Annotated in this window: 20 protein-coding genes, 2 tRNA genes and 1 pseudogene; 19 read left to right on the top strand and 4 right to left on the bottom strand. The window is 40.3% G+C overall.

Translation table 11 applies throughout. The annotated features are described in order from the left end of the window. The first annotated feature begins 223 nt into the window (after positions 1 to 223). Entirely contained in the window at positions 224 to 733 is a 510-nt protein-coding gene (locus J3P37_RS15385; protein ID WP_256012239.1) for a hypothetical protein, read from the top strand. A gap of 522 nt (positions 734 to 1,255) precedes the next feature. Here J3P37_RS15385 and J3P37_RS15390 read toward each other — a convergent pair. Further along, positions 1,256 to 1,483: a helix-turn-helix transcriptional regulator gene (locus tag J3P37_RS15390; protein ID WP_256012240.1), complete on the bottom strand. Its 228-nt coding sequence runs from the start codon at positions 1,481 to 1,483 to the stop codon at positions 1,256 to 1,258. Continuing rightward, complete coding sequence (locus J3P37_RS15395; protein WP_256012241.1) at positions 1,452 to 1,916, bottom strand: hypothetical protein; 465 nt, start codon at positions 1,914 to 1,916, stop codon at positions 1,452 to 1,454. Before J3P37_RS15395 ends, J3P37_RS15390 begins: the two co-directional genes overlap by 32 nt. An 806-nt stretch (positions 1,917 to 2,722) precedes the next feature. Between J3P37_RS15395 and J3P37_RS15400 the strand changes: the two genes are divergently transcribed. The 11 genes from J3P37_RS15400 (at position 2,723) to J3P37_RS15450 (ending at position 9,270) form a co-directional block, all read left to right on the top strand. Further along, positions 2,723 to 2,893 carry a hypothetical protein gene (locus J3P37_RS15400; RefSeq protein WP_256012242.1) on the top strand — a complete coding sequence of 57 codons (171 nt, stop codon included), beginning with the start codon at positions 2,723 to 2,725 and terminating at the stop codon, positions 2,891 to 2,893. 89 nt (positions 2,894 to 2,982) lie between these two features. Next, on the top strand, positions 2,983 to 3,408 hold the full coding sequence (locus J3P37_RS15405) for an energy transducer TonB (RefSeq protein WP_256012243.1): 426 nt from the start codon (positions 2,983 to 2,985) through the stop codon (positions 3,406 to 3,408). Further along, positions 3,405 to 4,049 (top strand): DUF2711 family protein, encoded by a 645-nt coding sequence (locus J3P37_RS15410; RefSeq protein WP_256012244.1) that lies wholly within the window; start codon positions 3,405 to 3,407, stop codon positions 4,047 to 4,049. Before J3P37_RS15405 ends, J3P37_RS15410 begins: the two co-directional genes overlap by 4 nt. A gap of 245 nt (positions 4,050 to 4,294) precedes the next feature. Next, positions 4,295 to 4,705: a DUF1493 family protein gene (locus J3P37_RS15415; protein WP_256012245.1), complete on the top strand. Its 411-nt coding sequence runs from the start codon at positions 4,295 to 4,297 to the stop codon at positions 4,703 to 4,705. Positions 4,706 to 4,783: 78 nt separating this feature from the next. Then, positions 4,784 to 5,431 carry a hypothetical protein gene (locus J3P37_RS15420; protein ID WP_256012246.1) on the top strand — a complete coding sequence of 216 codons (648 nt, stop codon included), beginning with the start codon at positions 4,784 to 4,786 and terminating at the stop codon, positions 5,429 to 5,431. Positions 5,432 to 5,647: 216 nt separating this feature from the next. Further along, complete coding sequence (locus J3P37_RS15425; protein WP_256012247.1) at positions 5,648 to 5,905, top strand: hypothetical protein; 258 nt, start codon at positions 5,648 to 5,650, stop codon at positions 5,903 to 5,905. Between the two features lie 240 nt (positions 5,906 to 6,145). Next, a complete protein-coding gene (locus J3P37_RS15430) occupies positions 6,146 to 6,607 on the top strand; it encodes a JAB domain-containing protein (protein ID WP_256012248.1) in 462 nt (153 codons plus the stop codon). Positions 6,608 to 6,898: 291 nt separating this feature from the next. After that, positions 6,899 to 6,973 (top strand) — tRNA-Val (locus J3P37_RS15435). 914 nt (positions 6,974 to 7,887) lie between these two features. Continuing rightward, positions 7,888 to 8,259, top strand: a complete 372-nt coding sequence (locus J3P37_RS15440; RefSeq protein ID WP_256012249.1) for a VOC family protein — start codon at positions 7,888 to 7,890, stop codon at positions 8,257 to 8,259. A 98-nt stretch (positions 8,260 to 8,357) separates the two neighbouring features. Beyond that, positions 8,358 to 8,891, top strand: coding sequence for a hypothetical protein (locus tag J3P37_RS15445; protein ID WP_256012250.1), 534 nt, complete (start codon positions 8,358 to 8,360; stop codon positions 8,889 to 8,891). 304 nt (positions 8,892 to 9,195) lie between these two features. Further along, positions 9,196 to 9,270 (top strand) — tRNA-Val (locus J3P37_RS15450). Positions 9,271 to 9,391: 121 nt separating this feature from the next. Here J3P37_RS15450 and J3P37_RS15455 read toward each other — a convergent pair. After that, entirely contained in the window at positions 9,392 to 11,338 is a 1,947-nt protein-coding gene (locus J3P37_RS15455; protein ID WP_256012251.1) for a T9SS type A sorting domain-containing protein, read from the bottom strand. Between the two features lie 40 nt (positions 11,339 to 11,378). Here J3P37_RS15455 and J3P37_RS15460 point away from each other — a divergent pair, with 40 nt between their 5' ends. Continuing rightward, on the top strand, positions 11,379 to 11,597 hold the full coding sequence (locus J3P37_RS15460) for a hypothetical protein (protein ID WP_256012252.1): 219 nt from the start codon (positions 11,379 to 11,381) through the stop codon (positions 11,595 to 11,597). A gap of 522 nt (positions 11,598 to 12,119) precedes the next feature. After that, positions 12,120 to 12,389: pseudogene (locus J3P37_RS15465) on the top strand (phosphodiester glycosidase family protein); the annotation flags it as partial. 83 nt (positions 12,390 to 12,472) lie between these two features. On the opposite strand, the gene J3P37_RS15470 reads toward J3P37_RS15465, so the two are convergent. Beyond that, positions 12,473 to 14,002, bottom strand: a complete 1,530-nt coding sequence (locus J3P37_RS15470; RefSeq protein ID WP_256012253.1) for a pectate lyase family protein — start codon at positions 14,000 to 14,002, stop codon at positions 12,473 to 12,475. Positions 14,003 to 14,077: 75 nt separating this feature from the next. Between J3P37_RS15470 and J3P37_RS15475 the strand changes: the two genes are divergently transcribed. The 5 genes from J3P37_RS15475 to J3P37_RS15495 all read left to right on the top strand — a co-directional run bounded on the left by J3P37_RS15475 (position 14,078) and on the right by J3P37_RS15495 (position 21,519). Then, complete coding sequence (locus J3P37_RS15475; protein WP_256012254.1) at positions 14,078 to 14,215, top strand: hypothetical protein; 138 nt, start codon at positions 14,078 to 14,080, stop codon at positions 14,213 to 14,215. 648 nt (positions 14,216 to 14,863) lie between these two features. Next, on the top strand, positions 14,864 to 15,448 hold the full coding sequence (locus J3P37_RS15480) for an RNA polymerase sigma factor (protein WP_256012255.1): 585 nt from the start codon (positions 14,864 to 14,866) through the stop codon (positions 15,446 to 15,448). An 87-nt stretch (positions 15,449 to 15,535) separates the two neighbouring features. Continuing rightward, positions 15,536 to 16,501, top strand: a complete 966-nt coding sequence (locus J3P37_RS15485) for a FecR family protein (RefSeq protein ID WP_256012256.1) — start codon at positions 15,536 to 15,538, stop codon at positions 16,499 to 16,501. Positions 16,502 to 16,658: 157 nt separating this feature from the next. After that, positions 16,659 to 20,075, top strand: a complete 3,417-nt coding sequence (locus J3P37_RS15490; RefSeq protein WP_256012257.1) for a SusC/RagA family TonB-linked outer membrane protein — start codon at positions 16,659 to 16,661, stop codon at positions 20,073 to 20,075. Between the two features lie 4 nt (positions 20,076 to 20,079). After that, positions 20,080 to 21,519 (top strand): RagB/SusD family nutrient uptake outer membrane protein, encoded by a 1,440-nt coding sequence (locus J3P37_RS15495; protein ID WP_256012258.1) that lies wholly within the window; start codon positions 20,080 to 20,082, stop codon positions 21,517 to 21,519. Positions 21,520 to 21,522 lie beyond the last annotated feature (3 nt).

The following is a 21,522-nucleotide window of genomic DNA, read 5'->3' on the forward strand; positions in this document are numbered from 1 at the left end:
GGACGCTAAAAGTAAAAGTTATGGAGCCGAATCTTTCAATCTGAGTATAAAAAAAAACGTCCCATAATTGCTTATGAGACGGCCTCTTTGGTTTAAAATCAATGTTTTCACCTGTTTTGACGTAAAAACAGATCTTTTAATTATTTTAGAGCTGGGTACTCAATCTCAGTTTTACACTTAAAATTGATTAAAAATAATTGATAAAATTATAAACAGCCACGAGGTGATAAATCGACGAAGACGAGCACAAATTAAGAAAGTCCTCGATTGGGTCGGAACCTCAATTGCTTTGATTGCGTTATCATTGGGCCTGTTTGGCAGTATAGCCGGAGCTGCTAATGATCTAGATCAAGCGATAACTTACACTGGTAGGGTCGAAGATAGTAGAGTCCTTTCACCAAAGGGTAAATCAAATTTCTTTCTGAAATTAGACGGACTCGACACTAGGCTTAGGTGTTACCGCGCTTCTGGCAACTATTCAGATATTATCGATAACGTTCAGGTTGGTGACATTGTAACCGTTTATTATTCCAATCACCAGGACACCTCCCTGGAGGTTTATCAGATCGAAAAGAATGGTAGAGTCATCTTGAATCATTCAGAGTTTCGTACTAAATGGGTAGTTTGTTCTATAATAATCTTTGTAGGAATTATCTGGATAGTAGCATCTAGCTATATTAAACAGTCGGTATTAAGATGGATCAAGGTGTTCTTAACCAAACTTAGTTCATAGAATCGCGTGATTTATTAAAAGGTATAAGTGTCGATTAAAGTCATCCCTTGATTTCCATAAACTTTTCAAAACTTACCTTTATAAGGAGACTTACAAAAAATTTCAATTTAATGGAAAATAGGGTTAAGCCTATGCTCAGATAATTATTTATCTCAAAGGGTTAAAGTATACCTTTTAATAAGAACCAGTGTATCCTTCTCACTAACTGAAACCCTTATGTCCGAAAACTACTTGAGTTCGTGATCTGCTACATTTACGCTTTGCGAAAGAGATATATCGAAGCTGCACTAACCAAGACTGTACAGGTTAACATAAATGCTATCTCTTTGAATTGAGTTACGTCTTTAGCTACAAAAAAAGCCACCAGCATTATTAATAGCTCTGCTCCAACGATAAAAGAGATCTTCTGAGTAGTCATAGTCTAACTTTTCACTAAGATATAATTAAATGCACAGTCAACAAAGTTTACAATTACCGCAGGGTGCCGTTGATGGTTCTTCGTTAATAAATTCCAAATATCTATTAGCTCCAGTCTGTCTCCTCTAATAAAAAGAGTGCCTCAACTTTAATATCTAAAGCATTAGCCAGCTTAAGAGATAGTAAAACGGATGGAACATACTTACTTACTTCTATCGAAATGATCGTCTGTCGAGATACACCGACCACATCAGCTAACTGCGCTTGTGTCAGTTGCTTTTTTTGACGCTCTTCTCGTATGTTATTCTTCAATACGGTAATTCGAGTGAACAAAATAATTAAACCGGGCAACGTAAGTCAACCAAAAAAGGAAAAGAGCCACAATAAAAAACAGCATTAGTAATCCCTCATTCGGTGACCCCAATATGACCATACTTAGGAACCCCACGATAGTGAACACCAGTTGGACAAAGGCTGCAAATTGAAAGCTGTCTAACCTTAACTTATTAATCATTTCATCCTCCACTTTCTCTCTTGAAAAAGAGACGAAGTACATGCCAGCAAGGAAAGACAGAAATCCAACAGTAGCTAATATAACATTTACTGTGTGGAATAATGAGGCCATGGAAGATGTAGTGGCTGTACCAAAAATAACGGTGAGCACTTTTGTAATGAAGCCGAATTGCATCAGTAGCCATACTGCGAAACCGAGTGGTGCAACCGTAGCTCCTATTTTCTTAAAGTAGTAAGGGAGAAGGAGATTCATAACATTCGTTTTTTTGTCAAATGTAAAGTATACTTTACATTTATCCAAATCATTTTTTGATCTTTACAGCTACGTGTGTGAGGCGGGCGTAGTTTAAAAAGCACACCTATCATGAGGTAGATTTAATATGCTTACTGATTCAATCCCAAACACTCACCTTACCCTCTGATCGCGGCTTAGAGAGGGATAAGCCTCGGTTTGGTCTTAAGTTCTCTGCTATCTTCAATCTTTGTCCATTCAACACATTAGCCGCAATCCCCAACCGCACAACCCTATGCAGGTCCATCGGCATTCCGAATGACTGTGGGTTTGCATACAGTTCGCCAGATAACGTTTCGTTAATAAGCTTTCAGCACATTAACTCCACTTGCTCCAACGCACGCAGAGAATTACGGACACAACATATAATAAGAATGGCACCAGACATAAAAACCTGCGCTTCGCAATCTGTCATACAGTATGCTTTAACCAGCGTCATTCTACATAAAAGCTCTCAAGTCTCTCCAGGAACTTCACGTTCGTTCAGTATCTGTCGATCCTCACGCTTTTCTTGTTAGGCTCGCCTGCTGGTCGCAAAACACATCACAACTGTCACAGCTTTTAGGCTGATGCTCAATCCTCAGGTAAATCAAAAGCAGCGCCAGTTTCTTGTGTGAACATACCAATGAACGTCCTACGGACTCCTCTCATTGGATGTTTTGCTCCACTCGCAGGACGGCTCGCTATGCATTCTTTGGAATAATATGGTTACTTTGGGGAAAGTTTAATCTACACTGCAGAAAACACTCATATTTAATTTCGACTTAATGATTAGGGCTTCAAAACTTCTTATTTCAGTTGCAACTATGATTTTAGGGTACTTCTCCCTTGGCTGGGGTTTTGCAGAAGCACCTTATCCTATGAATAATATATTGTTCTTGGGTGGATTTGCTTTATTTATTATAGGAGGTGTTTACCTTTTAAAAGCAATGAAATGAATCTGTTATCAATCCAAAAAATAATTAACCCTTTAAAAAGGCTTTTTTGATAATATTCTGGATTTACTTTACATTGCTTAAAAATAATAATGAAATCCTTATCGCTATTTCTACTTGCTATCTTACTGATTACAACCAATTCAGAGGTTAAATCAGCCATTAAAAATTCATTTACCGTAAGTGACACCGTTTATTTTGAAACAGATGTCGATAAAAAGCCAGAACTAGCCAAAGGGACACAGGATCTTTATAAACAAGTTGCAAAGACCTTCCGATATCCAGCAGAAGCATTAAAGTATGGAGTACAAGGAAAAGTTCTGATACATCTCACAATATCTTCTGAAGGAAAACTTGTAGAGGTCTCTATAAAAAAGGGTTTAAACCCTGCAATTGATCAAAAGGTTATGCGGACCTTCAAAGCAATTAAAGGAGACTGGCTTCCAGGAGTGAAAAACAATCAGAAAGATAATACAAGATTCACCTTTCCGTTATCATTGAATTTACAACCGTCGTGACCAATCACAATTGCATCTGCGCTCATCCAGATCATGCTATCCTTGAGTTTTATAGAGGTTATTTCGATACCGTTTATATTGCATTAAGTCCTTTCCAACAAGTTACAACAGGACAGACTCATCTTAAGTATGTTTCATGGGAAGAAGTCATTCGATTAACAGGATTCTCGGATATCAATCAACTAGATGTGGCCCTCAGAAGTGCTATTTACGGATTAAACGATACTCGTAAAAATGATTATGATGCTAATCATTTGAAGGCAGTCTGTGATGCAAATAATCTCCTCATACCAGGAGAAGGATATTTTCAGGACTCCATAAAGGATGAGATGCTTTTGAGTTTACAGGAGCAGGGTCACCATTATATGTTCGTGGGAGACGAACATGGGCTTGAGAGAAAAGCTGTATTTATACAAGATATGATTGATGGAACAGCAACAGTTGAACTCGAATATGCTGGTCACGAGAACTGGTATACTACTAAACATGAGATATTGTATACCACCCATTGGGATAGTTTCTATACATTACTTTGTTCTAATAGGCAAACAGTTGACAGCATACTCGAGAATCATCGATTTGAAGGTTTTTATTGCGATGATAAAACAACGATCTATTGGAGTTTAGGCGACATTAGGTAATATTCTATTACAGTGGTTATTATGAAAATGAGAAACGTGTGGGATTCACTGATGGTTATCACTAATGACTTCACAAACTTAAACTTGTGATCTGAACACGTTTAAACAAAAGCGCCAAGCGGGATCATTAGAAGCCAAGCCATTTAAAGGAGGTGAGTGAACTAACATTCGTAAATCGATTTTATATCCAAGAATTGTCCACCCTGTTATAAAGTGTTTTTTGAAAGTATTTTGGATAGTAGCTTATGCACCAGATTGAAGATATATACCAGTTTCTAGAGAAACACATCTATGATGAACCTGTAAAACCTGATTCAGACATCTTTGATGACTTTGGTTGTGTCGGTGATGATTTCGATGAATTGATAGGAGACTATGCAACAACCTTTAAGGTTGATATGTCAGATTACCTCTGGTACTTTCATGGAGATGAAGAAGGAAACAACTTCTTAGCAATCCAGTTGGTCGATCCACCCTACAAACGGGTTAAGCGTATTCCTGTTACTCCAACCATGCTGCTAGACTTTGCTAATAGTGGTAAATGGAGTATTGAATATCCAGAACACACATTGCCAAAGAGAAGGTATGATATTCTTTTCAATCAGCTTTTGATAGTAGCTTTGGTGCTGTATGTGATTTACTCATTGGTGTTTTAATCTTGAGCATACTTTTTAAAAGCAAACTCGATAAGGCGATATGAAATATAATCTGAATGCAGTATCTTTCTCGTTGCTATGACAAGTAAGTATATTCAATACAGATGCTTCAACGATCCAGCCCTTGCAGAGGAGCTAACAGAGACCTTGAATTCAAATAATATTTCATTTATTACTGAAAACAACACTTCATCGTTCGATTTAACCTTCTCAAATAATGCATTAACGCAGGAATACATCATTAAGCTCAAAAGTGAAGACTTTGATCGAGCTAATGAATTATTAAAGAAAATTGCAGAGAAGGAGATTAAAGGGATAGATCAGGACCACTATTTGTATACTTTCACCGATGATGAATTAATTGATATCGTTAAAAAGCCTGATGAATGGAACTCGTTAGACTATGAGCTGGCTCTGAAGCTTTTAAAGGAAAGAGGTGTAGAAGTAGACCTTAATTCTATCAGACAAGAGCGTATTGCGGAGCTATTAAAACCAGAGGTTTCACAAAAGACCTGGATCATTATAGGGTACATATTTGTGGTTATTGTTCCTCTTATTACTCTATTGGTGGGTTATTTTTTAATGAATCAGAAAAAAACTTTGCCCAATGGAGAGAGAATTTACTCATATTCTGATCAAGATAGGAAACAGGGTAGAAATCTTTTTATTCTTGGAATTCTGGCTGTCGGTGTTGGTGTGTTATACAAGGTCTATATCAACATTTAATAATATAATTTAATGAGAGTATTTTTTGGGGTTATCCTGATCTTAGCTGGAATCTTTGTAATAGCATTCTGGGGAGCTGGTTCTCATGGACACATGAGATTCCGTTCCCATAAGACTGAAGATTGGTTCTTTCTGACATCATCTCTTATCCTACCACTAGTGGGGCTGTTCTTATTATTTTATAAGGTGATAGAAATCAATTAAGTAACTATCAGGATGAAAAGGTTTCTACTTTATACGGTCGGTGTGTTTATCCTGTTAACGGTAGTTTCCACACAGATACATACGACAGATTATGTCCAGCTATACGGTTATCCAAAATGGTTTCTTAAGTATCGGGGTACAGATTCAACTATTAATGAATGCCAGTCATACATACTTAGACCATTAAACCTTTTAATTGACCTTGGATGTGCTGCACTTCTAGGTGGATTTGCATGGTGGATCTCAATGTTCATTCAAAAACGTATATAAGACTCCACATTATTTATTTAAAAGCAAACCTGTTATAGTAACTTGTAAAAAAAATGTGGAGGACTAAGAGGTAGGTTGGTTATCATTAATGTCTTACACAAAGTTAGGCAAAGAGCTGCTGAAGCGTCCAAAAGATTGCCGAGCATAAACCCACAAACCATTACACACCCCATTTATATCGTTTCCTTTTGGACTTGATTGCTCTTTACCTGGATAGGTTCCATATTAATTCAAAACATTATGGATACACAAATCAGACTATCTCAGGTAGCAGAGATTGAAGTAAGCTACAAGCCAAAGTTTAAAGCGTCAGAAAGACCAAGGATCACATGTTCGAAGGATTGTTACCAGATCTTATTACAACAATGGGATCATAATAAGTTAGAGCTCCAGGAACAATTTAAAATCATGCTTCTAAACAGAGGTAACAAAGTTTTAGGAATAATGAATGTGTCAACTGGTGGAGTAAGTGGTACAATAGCAGACCCGAAGTTAATCTTTGCAACTACTTTAAAAGCTACTGCATCCGGTATTATTCTCTCACATAATCACCCCAGTGGACAATTGAAGCCGAGTCAGGCTGATATAAACTTAACGAAGAAGCTGAAAGATGGTGGAGCACTATTGGATATTGCGGTACTAGATCATTTGATTGTTACTTCAGAATCATATTATAGCTTTGCAGATGAAGGGATCTTATAAAATGATTGGAACATGATTTTCCAATCGTCAAAAAGACATGAGATGATAAATATTGTTCTAGAATGAAAAGGTTCATATATTTACCTAGTTTGTGTGAGCTTGGGTAAAGGCGGTGTACCTTCTGGTGTTCCGAGAATCATTAACACAAGCGACAATACAATTGATAATTAACAGATTATATAAAATAGACGGCAGGGCTACGTCTTCATGGCATGCAAGAGGTCATCGGTTCGACTCCGATATTCTCCACCGAAAAAAGCCTTTCAGCACTCTGAGGGGCTTTTTAACTAAGGGAGTTTAGCTCAGTTGGTTTAGAGCACTACCTCGACAAGGTAGGGGTCACTGGTTCGAGCCCAGTAATTCCCACAGAATGTAAAGCCCATTTGGAGACCCGTTGGGGGATTTGATGGGCTTTTTTGTTTGGGGGAATGGTAGGAGTTGTTTACGGATCAGTGCCAAGAGCTGTGGACTAAGCGTAACCTGATGAGTCTGGGTTTACAATGAAATGATCCATAAGGAACCAAAGATATAAAACGGATCAAGTGGAAAGGTTGGGGGGGGCAGCTAAGCGCATTAATGCCAACTTTTTAAAACGGTCGTCATGCCGAACTAATTTCACTGTTGTCCGGTAAAAGATTTTCGTAAAATGTTTACCGGACAGCCGGAATCAAAATGGCTGCGATATTCTGCGATAAAAACCTTTGAAAGTGCTGTATGGCAACCATAAGCGGTCAAACGCAGAAAAAAGGTTTGATTTGGTTAAATGTTTACCGGACAGCCGACTTTTAAATACAATTGTAATTTTTAAGATTTCGGGGGCTTGGAATCTAGTATGAACAAAAAAGGCCTCATTGGAGGCCAGAATAAGGGTTTTTAAATGCTACTTAAAATTTTACCGGACAACAGTGAACTCATTTCGGCATCTCTTGGACTATAAAGGAAATGCTTAAGCAGGAGGTCCTGAAACAAGTTCAGGATGACGAAGCAAGGAAGGCCCCCAACTTTTAAGCTTGATCCTATAAAACAGTGGAACAATGGTGCTCCGCCGATGAGCTCGAACGTTAAAAGTCAAAGATTTTACTCACCAGTTCACTTATAGTTCCTTTCTCGAATTCGTCCAGTATGTCTTGTCTAAACTTTCTGCTTTTTTGCTACATTAGTGCAGCTTAGGACTTAAGTGCTTTTAATTGGCTCAACATAGCACTTGGTGTTCGCTCTGAATATAATCAATACGAAGCAACTGCTAATCAATCATATCCAGAAGCAAAAAAAGAAACAGTATGAAATTAGGTGCATTTTCAATTAGTCTCAGTGTCAAAGATCTCGAGACTTCAAAGCAATTTTATGAAAACCTAGGATTCAAAGAGTTTGCAGGCAGCATGGCTCAGAACTATCTCATTATGAAAAATAACAACGCTCTTATCGGACTATTTCAAGGAATGTTTGAAGGAAACATATTGACTTTTAATCCAGGCTGGGATGAAAATGCTACCAATGTTGAAGATTTTAATGATATCAGAGAAATTCAGCTACACCTAAAAACCAAGGGCATTGATTTAATGAGCGAGGCTGATGGAGATATATCTGGGCCTGCAAGTCTTATGGTAGCTGACCCAGACGGGAATGTTATACTGATTGATCAGCATCGTTAAACAAATCAGACTATAGTGTTAATTTTCCTATATACTTACGTTGTGGCTAGCTTTTTGATAAGAGAGAGCAGCTATAAAAGCGATAAACTTACAACACTATGGAAAACACAACTAACAGTAGTAGCAGAATGCTAACCGGAATGTTTCGTGACAGAGAGAGTGCCGAACGTGCTTACAATTCTCTCCATGAAAGAGGTTACAGCCAGGATGAAATCAACTTAATGATGTCAGACGAAACAAGGAAAAAGCATTTTCAAAATTCTGACAATGACACAGAATTAGGAAACAAAGCCCTTGAAGGCGCAGGAACAGGATCTGCTATTGGAGGAACCGCGGGTGCTATAATAGGAGCTATTGCAGCAATTGGAACTGCTGTAGCGATTCCAGGATTAGGCTTAGTAGTTGCTGGCCCCTTAGCTGCCGGTCTTGCAGGTGCAGGTGCAGGAGGTTTAACAGGTGGTATTGTTGGAGCATTAATCGGATCAGGTATTCCTGAAGAAAGAGCCAAACATTACGAATCCGGGATCAAAGACGGTGGAATTGTGATGGGTGTAAATCCGCGCACAGATGAAGACGCCGAACACTTTGAAACAGAATGGCGAAATAGCAGAGGTGAGCATATTTACCGTTAATATACAGTTTTATGCATGCAATGAAGGGCTTTGATTTCTCAAAGCCCTTCATGTTTTATAGAAAGCTCTATGAACAACAAAAGCTACTTAGAATTACCTTCGGAATAATAGCTTGAATCAATATGGAGCTGACTCAGGCATAAAAAAATCAGCAGGTCAATGAGTAGATGGTACCTTTTAATTAAGTAAGGGATGTATAATATTGTTAACCCCAATCACTTTACACAACCATTATTATGCACATTTTTCGATATTCTCTACCGAAAACAAAGCCTTTCAGCACACTGAAGGGCTTTTTAACTAAGGGAGTTTAGCTCAGTTGGTTTAGAGCACTACCTCGACAAGGTAGGGGTCACTGGTCCGAGCCCAGTAATTCCCACGTATTGAAAAGCCCCATTTAAGACCCGCCGAGGAATTTGATGGGCTTTTTCAAAATTAAAAAGCCCCGTTTAAAACGTCCTCGAGGTCCTTAAACAGGGCTTTGCATTTCAATATTTATATTATAGTTTCACAACTTTCAGCACCTCAGTATTTGCTGTGCCGCTTAGCATTACCATATAAGTACCTGCATTTAAATTAGCCAGTGATAAAACCTCACTGGTACTCTCCGGAGTTATTTTTTTACTCAGTAGTTTTCTACCATTTATATCATTTATATGCAAAGTCTGATAAACCTTTGCAGCATATCTTACAGTAATTTTCTCATGAGTTGGATTGGGATATATCGTTACGGAACCGCCGGGCGGGTCAAAGCTTAAATTTTTAATACCTAAGCTGCTTATTTTGCCATCCAGATCTTGCTGTTGTAAAGAGTAATAATTCATTCCATTGAGGGGATTGTTGTCAGAAAAAACATAACTGCTATAATTTCCTTTGGCGTTCACTACTCCTAGTTCTGTAAAGTTTCGTCCATCGGCACTGCGACTAACAATAAAACCTTTGTTATTACTTTCTAAAGCGGTACTCCACTCGATCAAAGCTTCATTAAGCTGTTTTCTGGCATTTAACTTTGTTAAGGTAACCGGCATTACCGGATCGTTTTGCAGTTCAAAAGCACCCATATCTATTTGTGACCCGAAAACCCGCGGATTACCAGCCAGATCTATTGTGATGGCAGAAAGATCCGGACTTAAACCAGTATTGAAAAAAGTTTTATCACCTTTATTTATTACCGGGCTATTTACAAGCAAGGTATAATCGCCACCAGTAAATGGCGCTGTACTATAGTCGGGTGCACTGGTAAAAACCTGTGCGGCTGTAATTCCTGTAGCGTCAAGATTGCCATCGGCAGTACTTGTTAATCCTTGTATCAAGCTGCAGTAAATACTCTGTGTATCACTTCTATTTACCCCGCTGCTATTACCCAAAATGATGCTATTCCTTATTGTGCAGGTTGAACTGTTATTGAAAATCCCTCCAGCATTAATTGCTTCGTTTCCCGAAAGTACGCTATTGGTAATTATTGGAGAGCAGAAAAAATCATTAAACAATGCTCCTCCATTCTTAGTAGCAATATTTCCCGAGAAAACTGTATTAATAATAATTGGAGAACAACCACTAATGTTATTTATTCCTCCGCCATCAACAGCAGCGTTTCCTGAAAAAACAGTATTAGTAATGAATGGAGATGCATTTGACTCGTTATGGATACCTCCACCGCTGTTCGCAGTGTTTTCTAAAAAAACGATGTTGTTAAGAACCGGCGAAGAACTAGCGGAGTTCTCAATTCCCCCACCGTTTGTAGCCGTATTTCTTAAAAATTTCGTATTACTAACAAGAGGCGAAGATCCGGCCGTGTTATTTAGCCCACCGCCTCCACCAGAATTATTAGCAGAAAAAATGATATGATCTATTATGGGAGAGGAATCAAAATTCAACATACCTCCACCGTAATTTCGGGCGCATGGTTTGCCATTTACAAATATAGAGCTTCCTGAATCATCACCATTGGCCGCCGTAATCGTAAATCCATTGAGTTCCGCTAGTCCAACGTCGCCGGCGCTTACAACTATATGATAAGTGTTATCAGATTTGTCTCCTTGCGCTTCTATATCTCCGGATAGAATACTCTTATTCTCAGTCAGACTTAAATCTCTATCACTCAACGTAGCTTCTGTACCGGCAAATCCACCGTATACTTTAACATTATTCACCAGTAGGAAGGCTTTGTCTCTGGAATTAGCCGGGCTCGCCGTAAAATTTTGCCCGTCCTCGGGGGTATACAACGGTTTGTAAGTTCCCCCGGCTACCCATATTTCTTTGATCTGAGAACTGCCTGAGGCGGCTTTCAAGGCATCGGCCAGCTCTTTTACAGGGCTATTCCAGCTGTTTCCTGTACCATTAGTTTTGCTGATATTAACAAACAAAACCCCGTTTGAATTGGGCGTTTGCGCATATAATTTAACGCTTAAAATAAGCAGTGCCGAGCAGAGTAGAAATTCTTTCATTGAACTTATGTAAATATTTAATTCGTTAAAAGTGCCTATTTTGAAAGGTTTTTCCAAACTATTGAAGAGCAAAGCTACTGCACTCTGTTATGAGAATTACCGTAAGGGATTGTTAACTAAGGGAATGGATAAGACCTCTGCCCGAGTAATATTAGTTGAAAAGTACGGCTATGCGAGGAACGGCTCCTGCTTAATACCAGGAAGTAGCGAAATGGCCCTGTCACCTGCTATACCGGTATGCGTAGATGCAATTGAATAAAATCAATAAGAGAATCCAGCTATAATAGTTTCAAAGAATTTAAGACGGCTAAACGAATGAGATTAGGAACGAAAAGGACCTGGCAACCATCAAACATTTACAACAGAATTGCAGGGAATCTGGGGTGGGTTACAAACCATCATTGTTAAAAAGTATAGGAAGCTCTGGCTGATGGCAATGTGTTTTTTAAGGAACTTACCTCATCACACCTGGCCTTTTAAATAGCAGTCCGTGCAATCTTAGCAATAAAAACCGTACCCTCCTACCCACACAGCGTAAAGCAGGGTCTCCCATAAGGATACCCTCTGGCATTCAGATTGTCAATGGAAAAACTATTTTCAATGAAAGCACCACCGCATATACCTTAGGTATTAAAGATAATAATGAGCTTTTGGCTTATAAACCAGGTATTAAAGCTGAAGACATACTGAAAGATGGTACAAACAACGCCCTTACCGCATTTGTACCATTGATTGAGAATTATAAACAAGTATCTGACGACGTACTGAAAATCAGGATAATTTTAGCGTAAAGCATCCAAGGCAAATTATTGCACAGTATGAGAACCTCGATATTGTATTCCTAAGCTGCGGTGATAGAGGATTTGACGGTGAGGGAATGACAGCAGAAGATCTGATAAGAATTCTCCAGGGGCTAAAGGTGCGATTTGCTTTTATGCTGGATGGGGGCGGAAGTACAACAGTAATTCTAAAAGGAAAGTTAATCACCAGGAAGATCGATGAAAAAGGAACCCTGGAGAGAAAGAGACCAAATTTCTTGTATATAGATTAAGCCCCTTTTAAAAATCTTCAGCCCCAATCTTTTGAAAGATTGGGGCTGAAGATTTTTGTCTATGATCCTTCTAAGCTATTTGCTTAACTAATCGTATCAACGTTATTACCCAAATTCCGGTAATTGACTTTTTCTTGTGGATTAGTACCGTTAAGGAATTCTTCAACATTGGTATAACCATCGCCGTCAGAATCTAAAGCGCCATCTTTAGAATTTTTAGGATCAAGCTTGTTTTGTGTTTCCCATTTATCAGGCATACCATCACCGTCGCTGTCAGCAGGAACCTGGGCAGCGTCGTATTTCAAGGTAGGATAACCACCCACTTCGGATACATCTTTAATGATACCGGTTGCCGTCATCGGCTTGCCTGAGCGTACCATTTCTGTAACACGTTTGTCAACAGCGTCACGTTTTGGTAGAGTCGCCCCAGCTTTCGCTAATACCGACTCAAAAGCAGCATTGGCTGTCTGGTGAGGTGCCACCGGCCATCCTACGAAAGGAGTATTTACACGGGCCAGGTTTTCAGGTCCGCGCATACCTGCCCAGTTATTGTTAGTTACCTCGTTATTGTCGTGCATGATATTGCCGGCAACATACCATTTACCAGGACGGTTGCTTGCTTTAGGGTACCAGTCACCTTCTTTCCAGGCGCTGCCAGGAGAATACATACTACGTTGTTCGATGCGGGCAAACACTGCGCGCATGTTTTCATTAGTAGCAGGCCCTGGTTTGAAATAGTTGTTGATAAGATTGATCTCAGAAGTTTCGTCCCCACCATCTATGGAACGGTGGCGCCAGTTGAATATCACATTGTAACGGAAATCAAAGGGGCCCGACATACCTATCGACGGGTTTCGCGCGGTGTTACTTGCGAAGAGGTTGTGATGGAATGTAGATGGGTTTCCTCCCCAGGTGCCACCAAAAGCATGCCCTCTGGCGTCAAGAGCTTCGCTGGAAATAGTCCACTGAATACTAATATGTTCTGCCGGATCTTTTATTTGAGTTTTGCCGTCCAGTGATGGTCTCATGGTCCGGTAGGCCGAAATATTTTCGTCCATGCCCCAGCTTGTAGAACAATGGTCAATGATGATGTGATGCGTTGGATATCCACCAATATTATCATCCCCTTGTCCGCCGGTAGGAACTCCGCGGCGTACACGCAGGTGGCGAATGATTACATTATGGGTGTTGATATTAAGCGTACCGGCGATACAAATACCATCGCCAGGTGCAGATTGGCCTGCAATAGTAATATCAGGATTCGAGATATTTAAGTCATCCTGCACCTTGAGCGTGCCTGCGACACGGAACACAACAATACGTGGTCCTTTCGCTTCCAACGCAGCACGAAGGCTGCCTGGACCACTATCGTTAAGATTGGTAACGGCGATAACCTTGCCTCCACGGCCTCCGGTAGTAAACATACCGCCTCCCCATGCTCCGGGAAATGCAGGAATAACTGCTTCAGGCAGTCGTGGCGGATGTGGAGGTATTTGGCCAGCTTCAGGCTGTCGGGCGGCAGAGTTGCTGTTCTGTGCTTTTGCGTCCATACCTGGAGATAAAAAAGCAAGTGAAAGCAAACTTGCGGCAACCATTTGATGGGATTTTTTCATTTTGATTAGTACTTCAATTTTGGTTCTAATTCTGTTTAGCGCTTCAATATAGAAAATAAGGTAATTCTAAAATAGATGAAATCTCCCAATCAGGATTTTTTCGGCATGAAGAGGGATATATTGTTGTTGAATATTGTTGCGTTGGTTGATCGTGACATATTTCGTGGTTTTGCCACAGGTGTGAATGATGCCAGTTGCTTCCTGGAAATCTAAATCCAGGGCTGGTGTAAAGCTATAGCAGGACTAGACATCTCCCACCCCCACTCGCACCATACAGGGATCTGTTTCCGAGATCCCTGCGTCCTCGTTGCGAAAATCCGCAAGAAGCTAGCATGAGAGTCAGAGGGAGATCAATGGGAGGTCTATGGAATTACGAACGCTGTCTGGGAGCGGTTTAGGAGAAATTTAAGCTTCGGTTAAGCTTTATATATTGAAGAAAAGGTAAAACTTTTGATTAACTCCACCCAATCTATTTCTACTTCGGTGGACTTTGATGTTTTGGAAAAAGAGCTCAACGAACTCTACTAAACAAAAAAAAGTCTTCAAACGGGGAGGATGAAGACTTTTAACTAACCAATTATAAACCGATACAAACATACATTTATTTTGCTATAATTTCAAATATCTTCAACAAATTTTAACACATTCATAGCATTGAATACCCTATTGTTATAAAAAACAAAACCTTCAACTGATCAACCAAGTCTGAAAATGTTTCTGACGTCGTCAGGATAAGACAGTCAGCAGATGCGTTAGTGAGGAGATTTAACTCCTAACATCCGATTTAAGATATATTATCCTAATATTTAACATTAACAATTAACTTAAACTTAACCTCTCAATGATACCTTTGAACCTGATATGAAACAATATTCGGACATTGGCTTATTGACTCTCATGAGAGAGGGCGATCACCGTGCGTTCCGGGTATTTTTCGACAAGTATTGGGAGAAACTCTTTGCAAGTGTGTATTCGAGTTTGCAGGATGAAGATGAAGCGAAAGATATTGTTCAGGATATTTTTATCCAGGTTTGGAATAGCAGGGATACTATCTACCTGGAAAACTCCTTTGAACCATTCTTATTTAAAAGCGCACGAAACCAGGTGATTTCACTCTACAGGAAAAAGCAGGTTAAGCTGAATAAGGAAGATGAATTGATCGAACGTCTTTCGCGTCTGGATGAAACAGACGATCATCTTCTGGAAAAAGAGCTGAATAGCCTTATCGATTCAGAGCTTGAAAAAATGCCCTTGTTTGTTAAACAGTGCTTTCAGCTAAGTCGCAAGGAAGGCAAATCCATCAGCGAAATTGCCGCGCAATTATCTCTTTCTGAGCAAACAGTAAAAAACTACATCAGCGAATCTTTGCGCAGGCTAAGAATCCAACTAAAGAACCATTCTATTGAATATCTTGCCCTCGTTTTGATTATCTCCGAACAGCGATAAACCGGCACACAAAAAAGCAATCATTTCTTAACATTATTTTAAAGTACTTCTGCTACTCTCAAGCTATATAGTATAAAGAGTACAGAAGTGGACGACAAAATAAAAGACCTTTTTGAACGCTACCTGCGTAAGGCTATTACAGAGAAAGAGCATGCTGTTTTGAATGCTTGGTTTAAATCTCTGGAGAATGAATACCGGGCTCCCTCTTTACAGGATACCTCAAAAAAGGAAGAACTCAAGGCGAGAATATGGGAAGCTGTAGACAGATCCGTTGGAAGACCTGATGCTAAAGTAATTCCTTTCAAATACCGCTATATTCTGAAAGTTGCTGCTTCGCTCTTTCTCGTGATGATATTCGGATGGCAGCTTTACCGCTACTATAAACCTGCCGGCAATTCTGGGTTTAACTCTGCTATGATCACCGCCTATGCCGCACAAGGCAAGGTAAAAAAAGTGCGGCTTCCCGACGGTTCCCTGGTATGGATCAATTCCAAAGGAAGTATAAAGTTTCCGCAGCAATTCAGCACTACTACTCGCGATGTTTATATAGAGGAAGGAGAAGTTTTTTTCGAGGTGAAGCATAATAAAAAGAAGCCCTTTATTGTCCATTCAGGGCAACTAACAACTACCGTATTAGGAACTTCATTCAATATCAAATATTACAGGGACTTGCAGAACAGCAGTATATCTGTTCAAACGGGTAAGGTTGGCGTAAGCATGAAGGGTAAACATTTATCTTTTTTAACACCGCACCAGGTAATGCATGTAAATAAAACTACCGGGAATTTTTCAACCACAACCAGTACTATTTCTTCATTTAATGGTTGGATAAGCGGCGACCGGGAGTTTGAAAATGCAAGCTTCGATGAGATTGCCCTTGCACTACAGAACAACTATGGCGTGAAACTGAGGTATCAACGTCAAAGATCACCGGAATATAGCTATACCGTACAGATGGATTTCAAACAACCCATTGAACATAACATCAACATACTTTGTAAAATGCACAATCTTAATTACAGGAGGACAGCCCATGAGATAACGCTGTACTAAACAAACCGGTGGTGCGCTAACACCACCGGATAACATGCGCCAGGGGCGTGTGTTTTATAATGATCCGTTAAATCACTAATCAAAGTTAAGAATCCTGCATCAATTATACTTACCCATAATTAATGCGGATGAAAATTTTGAAATCAAGACAATTAAGATGAAATCAATCAAGGTGGTATCAAGCCACTTATTACTCTTTGCTGCATTATGTTTGCTTACAGCTCATCCCTTAAGTACCTATTCCGCGGTTAAAATTACTGGTATCCCGATTACAGATCAGCTTATATCTGTTAAAATTAAAAAAGGAACCTTAGAAGATGCCATCAGGCAAATCCGTATTCAAGGAAAACTAAACATTTCCTACGACTCCAAATATCTCAAATTAAGCCAGCACACCACTCCCGCTATGGTATTTGAGGCTGTTAAATTAGGTACCATACTCAACAAACTATTCGAGAATACTCCTGTCGGATTTCAGGAGATGGGGAATACATTGGTATTATTCAGCAAAAATGAACAAGATGTACTTAAGGCTGGAAAACAGGTAAAGGGCCAGGTTTTGGATTCCCGTACTTCGGAACCCATTCCCGGAGCTATCGTATCTCTGAAGAATTCAAAAACGCTTGTGCTGGCCGACAATAATGGCTTTTACAAGGTCAATACTACAGGTTCTGCAGCAGATACACTGGTATTCTCATTTTTGGGTTACGAAAACAAGATTGAACCCATCACGGGCAGAACTACAGTCAATGCAACGCTGTTAGCCATCAGCAGAATGCTAAACGACGTGGCGGTTATTGGCTATGGTACTCAGAGAAAATCAAAGGTAACAGGTTCAGTAGCCCAGCTTAGACGCGAAACATTTGAAGGACAGCAGGTAACCAGTATGGAGCAGGCGCTTGCCGGGCAAATGGCCGGCGTTCAGGTTATACAAAGTTCGGGCGCTCCGGGTAGCGCAAATACGATCAAGATCAGAGGCTCGGCCTCTATTACAGCCGGCACTAATCCGCTTATTGTTATTGACGGTTTTCCACTTACAGATGCCAATACCTCATCTTTACTTAATCCAGCCGATATTGAATCTATTGATGTGCTGAAAGACGCTTCAGCAGCGGCCATCTATGGATCAAGAGGCTCGAATGGGGTTATCCTTATCACCACAAAAAAACCAGTAGCGGGAAAAGCCGACATACAGTTTTCTTCCTTTTATGGCACTCAGAATGTAAGTAAAACCTTAGATCTGATGGATGCCTATGAATACGCGCGTTTCGTGGCTGTAGCGCGAAATAACTATTGGATAGAACTGAACCCCGCAGTAAATAAAGCGAGCGATGCTAATGCCATACGGGCAAAAGCGGCAAGAATTCCTGATTACCTAAAACCCTACCTTGATAATGTACCCGGCTTAACTAATACAAACTGGCAAAATGAGCTCTTCAGAGATGCTCCCATACAACAATATTCATTATCAGCGTCTGGGGGAAAAGAACCACTCTCCTACTTTTTGTCGGCCAACTATCTGGATCAACAGGGAGTGATCAGGCACTCGGGATTTACACGACTAAACGTTAGGGCTAATATAGAATCGCGCCTGTCAAAAAAACTGAAATTGGGTATGAGCCTGGCTCCCTCTTACACAAAATACAGGCTTATTTCTGAAGATACTCATAAAAAGGATGGCCTGGTGTTGTTAACGGCCTTATCTAACCCTGCCGTTCCAGCTTACCACTCTGATGGAACTGTGGCCTATGGTGAGCAGATTGCTAAAGGTTTGGAGTGGGGCACTGCAATTATCGAAAGTCCCTTGGCTCTGGCTCAGGCCATATCAGATGACTATTCAAGATTCCGTTTTTTAGGCAATACTTCTTTACAATACAATATTGTTAAAAACTTACAGCTTAAGACCTATTTTGGCGCCGAAGTAAGCAGCACCAGTGATGATTATTTCAGGCCCTCTGTTTTGGGCGGATATAACATTCAGGCACCCTCTCAGGCCACCGGACGCTCTGAAACTTATACCAGATTAAACTGGATCATTGAAAACTCGCTGGACTATTCATTTACTGCGGGCAAAAAAAACACGTTTAAGATACTTCTGGCAAACACTGCACAAAAAGAAGATACGAACCTCAACCAGTTATCGGCAAGTAACTTCCCTAACGATAATGTAAAAACATTGAATGCAGGCATTGTCACCGGTGGCTTATCCGAACAGGAACAATGGTCACTCCTATCCTACCTTGCCAGGTTGAACTATGATTATGATAGTCGCTATCTGCTGAATATTTCGCTTCGCAAGGATGGGTCATCCCGCTTTGGAAAAGATTCTAAATGGGGTTATTTCCCGGCCGCATCTGTGGGATGGGTCATCAGTAATGAACCGTTTTTTACTGATCACAATGTATTAACCGACTTGAAACTAAGGGCCAGTTATGGCAAAACCGGTAATTTTCAGATTCCTAATTACGGCTCTCAATCTCTATTAATTACCAGTAACTATATTTTCGGGAACTCATTAAGCAATGGACAGGCACCTTCTACATCGCCAAATTCTGACCTTTCATGGGAGAAAACACGGCAACTTAACATCGGGCTTGATGCCGGATTCTTGAAAGCTCGCCTAACGCTAAGCGCAGAATATTATGATTCCAAGACCAATGGGTTATTGCTGGATGTCCCGGTGCCCACATCATCAGGATTTGCATCATCCCTGCAAAACCTTGGAAGTGTAAGTAATAAAGGCTGGGAAGTGTCCCTGAAGGCTAATGTAAAAGCGGGCAAACTGAAATGGAACCCATCATTCAATGTTTCTAAAAACATCAACGAAGTTATTGAACTCGGTCCTTCGCAAACTGAAATCATTAGCGATATTCATATAACCAAAGTGGGCAATCCTATCGGGGCTTATTATGGATACCATATCATCGGTGTATTTAAAGATCAGCAGGACCTGGATTCGTATCCTCATTTAAGTACCGCCGCTATCGGGACGTACAAATATGAGGATATAAGCGGTGATAATAAGATCACCGATGCCGACCGCAAGATCCTGGGTAAATATTCTCCTGACTACACCTTTGGCTTTAACAGCTTTCTTAAGTATCGTAACCTTGATTTCAGTTTCCTGATACAGGCGGTACAGGGCTTTGAAATATTCAACAATTCAAAGGTTTTTACCCTTAATGGTGAAGGCTGGGGTAACGGTTTGAAAGAATTGTCGGAAGGTTATTTTGTAGATGCTGATAATCCCGGAAACGGATATGCCAGACCTACGGCTAAAACCAAAGATAAACTTTATGAAAAATCGAGCCATATGGTTGAAGATGGCTCATTTATACGGTTCAGGAACATTACTGCCGGCTACACGCTGCCTGTAAAAATAAGTGGTAAGGCAGGCATTAAGAAGATCCGGGTTTATGCATCGGCAGAAAATCCCTTTACCATTACACGCTATTCGGGTTATAACCCGGAAGTCAGCTCATCTACTTACGACAGTCCGATCACTCCCGGCGTTGATTACGGCGCCTATCCGATAAACAAATCGCTGGTATTTGGATTAACCGCTACTTTTTAAAATTATGAAAGCATATAATTTATCATTTTTAGCACTCCTGGTCACTGGAACCCTATTAGCATCTTGCGGAAAAGATTTTCTTGATCTGAAACCTATTTCGGGCAGCAGTTTAGAAGGCTTTTACCAGAATGCTGCAGATATTGACCAGGCTGTTAGCGGGGCTTACGACGCCCTGCAATCTCATACCCAATACGGACAGTACTTTATGTACTTTATGGAAGTAAGCTCTGATAATTCTAAAACGGAGAGTATTACAAATAGTGGCGGTATATATGGCGACTTTGATCTTTTTCGTACCGCAGCATCTAATATTATACTCAGTGATACCTGGCAATCCTGCTACAACGGTATACAGCGGTGTAATATCGTGTTGAACCGGATCGATAAAATCGAGATGGATGAAAAAACAAAAGAGAACCGTAGGGCAGAGGTTAAATTCATCAGGGCTCTTACTTATTTCAATTTGGTTCGGATCTGGGGGCCTGTATCTTTAGTAACCGAAGAAGTGAGCAATCCATTTGACGCATTTAAATTTGGAAGAAATCCAACTTCAGAGGTCTACACACAGATCATCAAAGATTTGCGGGAGTCGGCTGACGTTTTACCACCATCATACACGGCTGCAAAAGACGTTGGACGGGTAACCAAAGGTGCTGCCCAGGCTTTATTAGGCAAGGTATTATTGACCACCAAAGATTATGATGCTGCTGCTATAGTTCTGAAGACGGTAATAGATTCGAAAACCTACGGATTGCTGGGCAATTACGCCGATGTATTTAAAGTAGCTAATAAAAACAATAAAGAATCCATTTTTGAGATCCAGTTTTTAAAGGGCGGCTTAAACGAAGGCAGCAGTTTTGCCAACATCTTTGCCCCGGCCGGCAGTACGGTTTTAACAGGTGGTATCGGACCAACCATGGGAAACAATATGCCTACGCAGAATCTGGTGGATGCCTATACTGCTTTAGATTCGAGAAAATCTGCAAGTATAGACCGGCTAAATGATGGCCGCTACTATGTAAAAAAATACATGGACATCCCTTTTCAGGCGAATGATGCAAGCAGTAACTTCATTGTATTGCGCTATGCCGATGTTCTTTTAATGTATGCAGAGGCTTTGAATGAGCTTAAATACATTGCCAATGGCGACGCCCTTTTTTACTTAAATGTAGTAAAGTTTAGGGCGGGGCTTACTAAACTGGATGCTATGTCATTACCAGATCAGAACACATTCAGAGATGCGATATTTGCTGAACGCCGCCTTGAACTTGCTTTTGAAAATCATCGTTGGTTTGACTTGCTTAGATCAGGCAAAGCAATTGATGTTTTAAATGCTTCCTCTGGAGGCTTTACGGTTCAATCTCACCAGGTATTGTTTCCTGTTCCACAAAGCCAGATCAATACCAATCCGGGCATAATTTATCAGAACCAGTATTATAATTAATGC

The sequence above is a fragment of the Desertivirga xinjiangensis genome (assembly GCF_024436435.1).
Taxonomy (GTDB): Bacteria; Bacteroidota; Bacteroidia; order Sphingobacteriales; family Sphingobacteriaceae; genus Desertivirga; species Desertivirga xinjiangensis.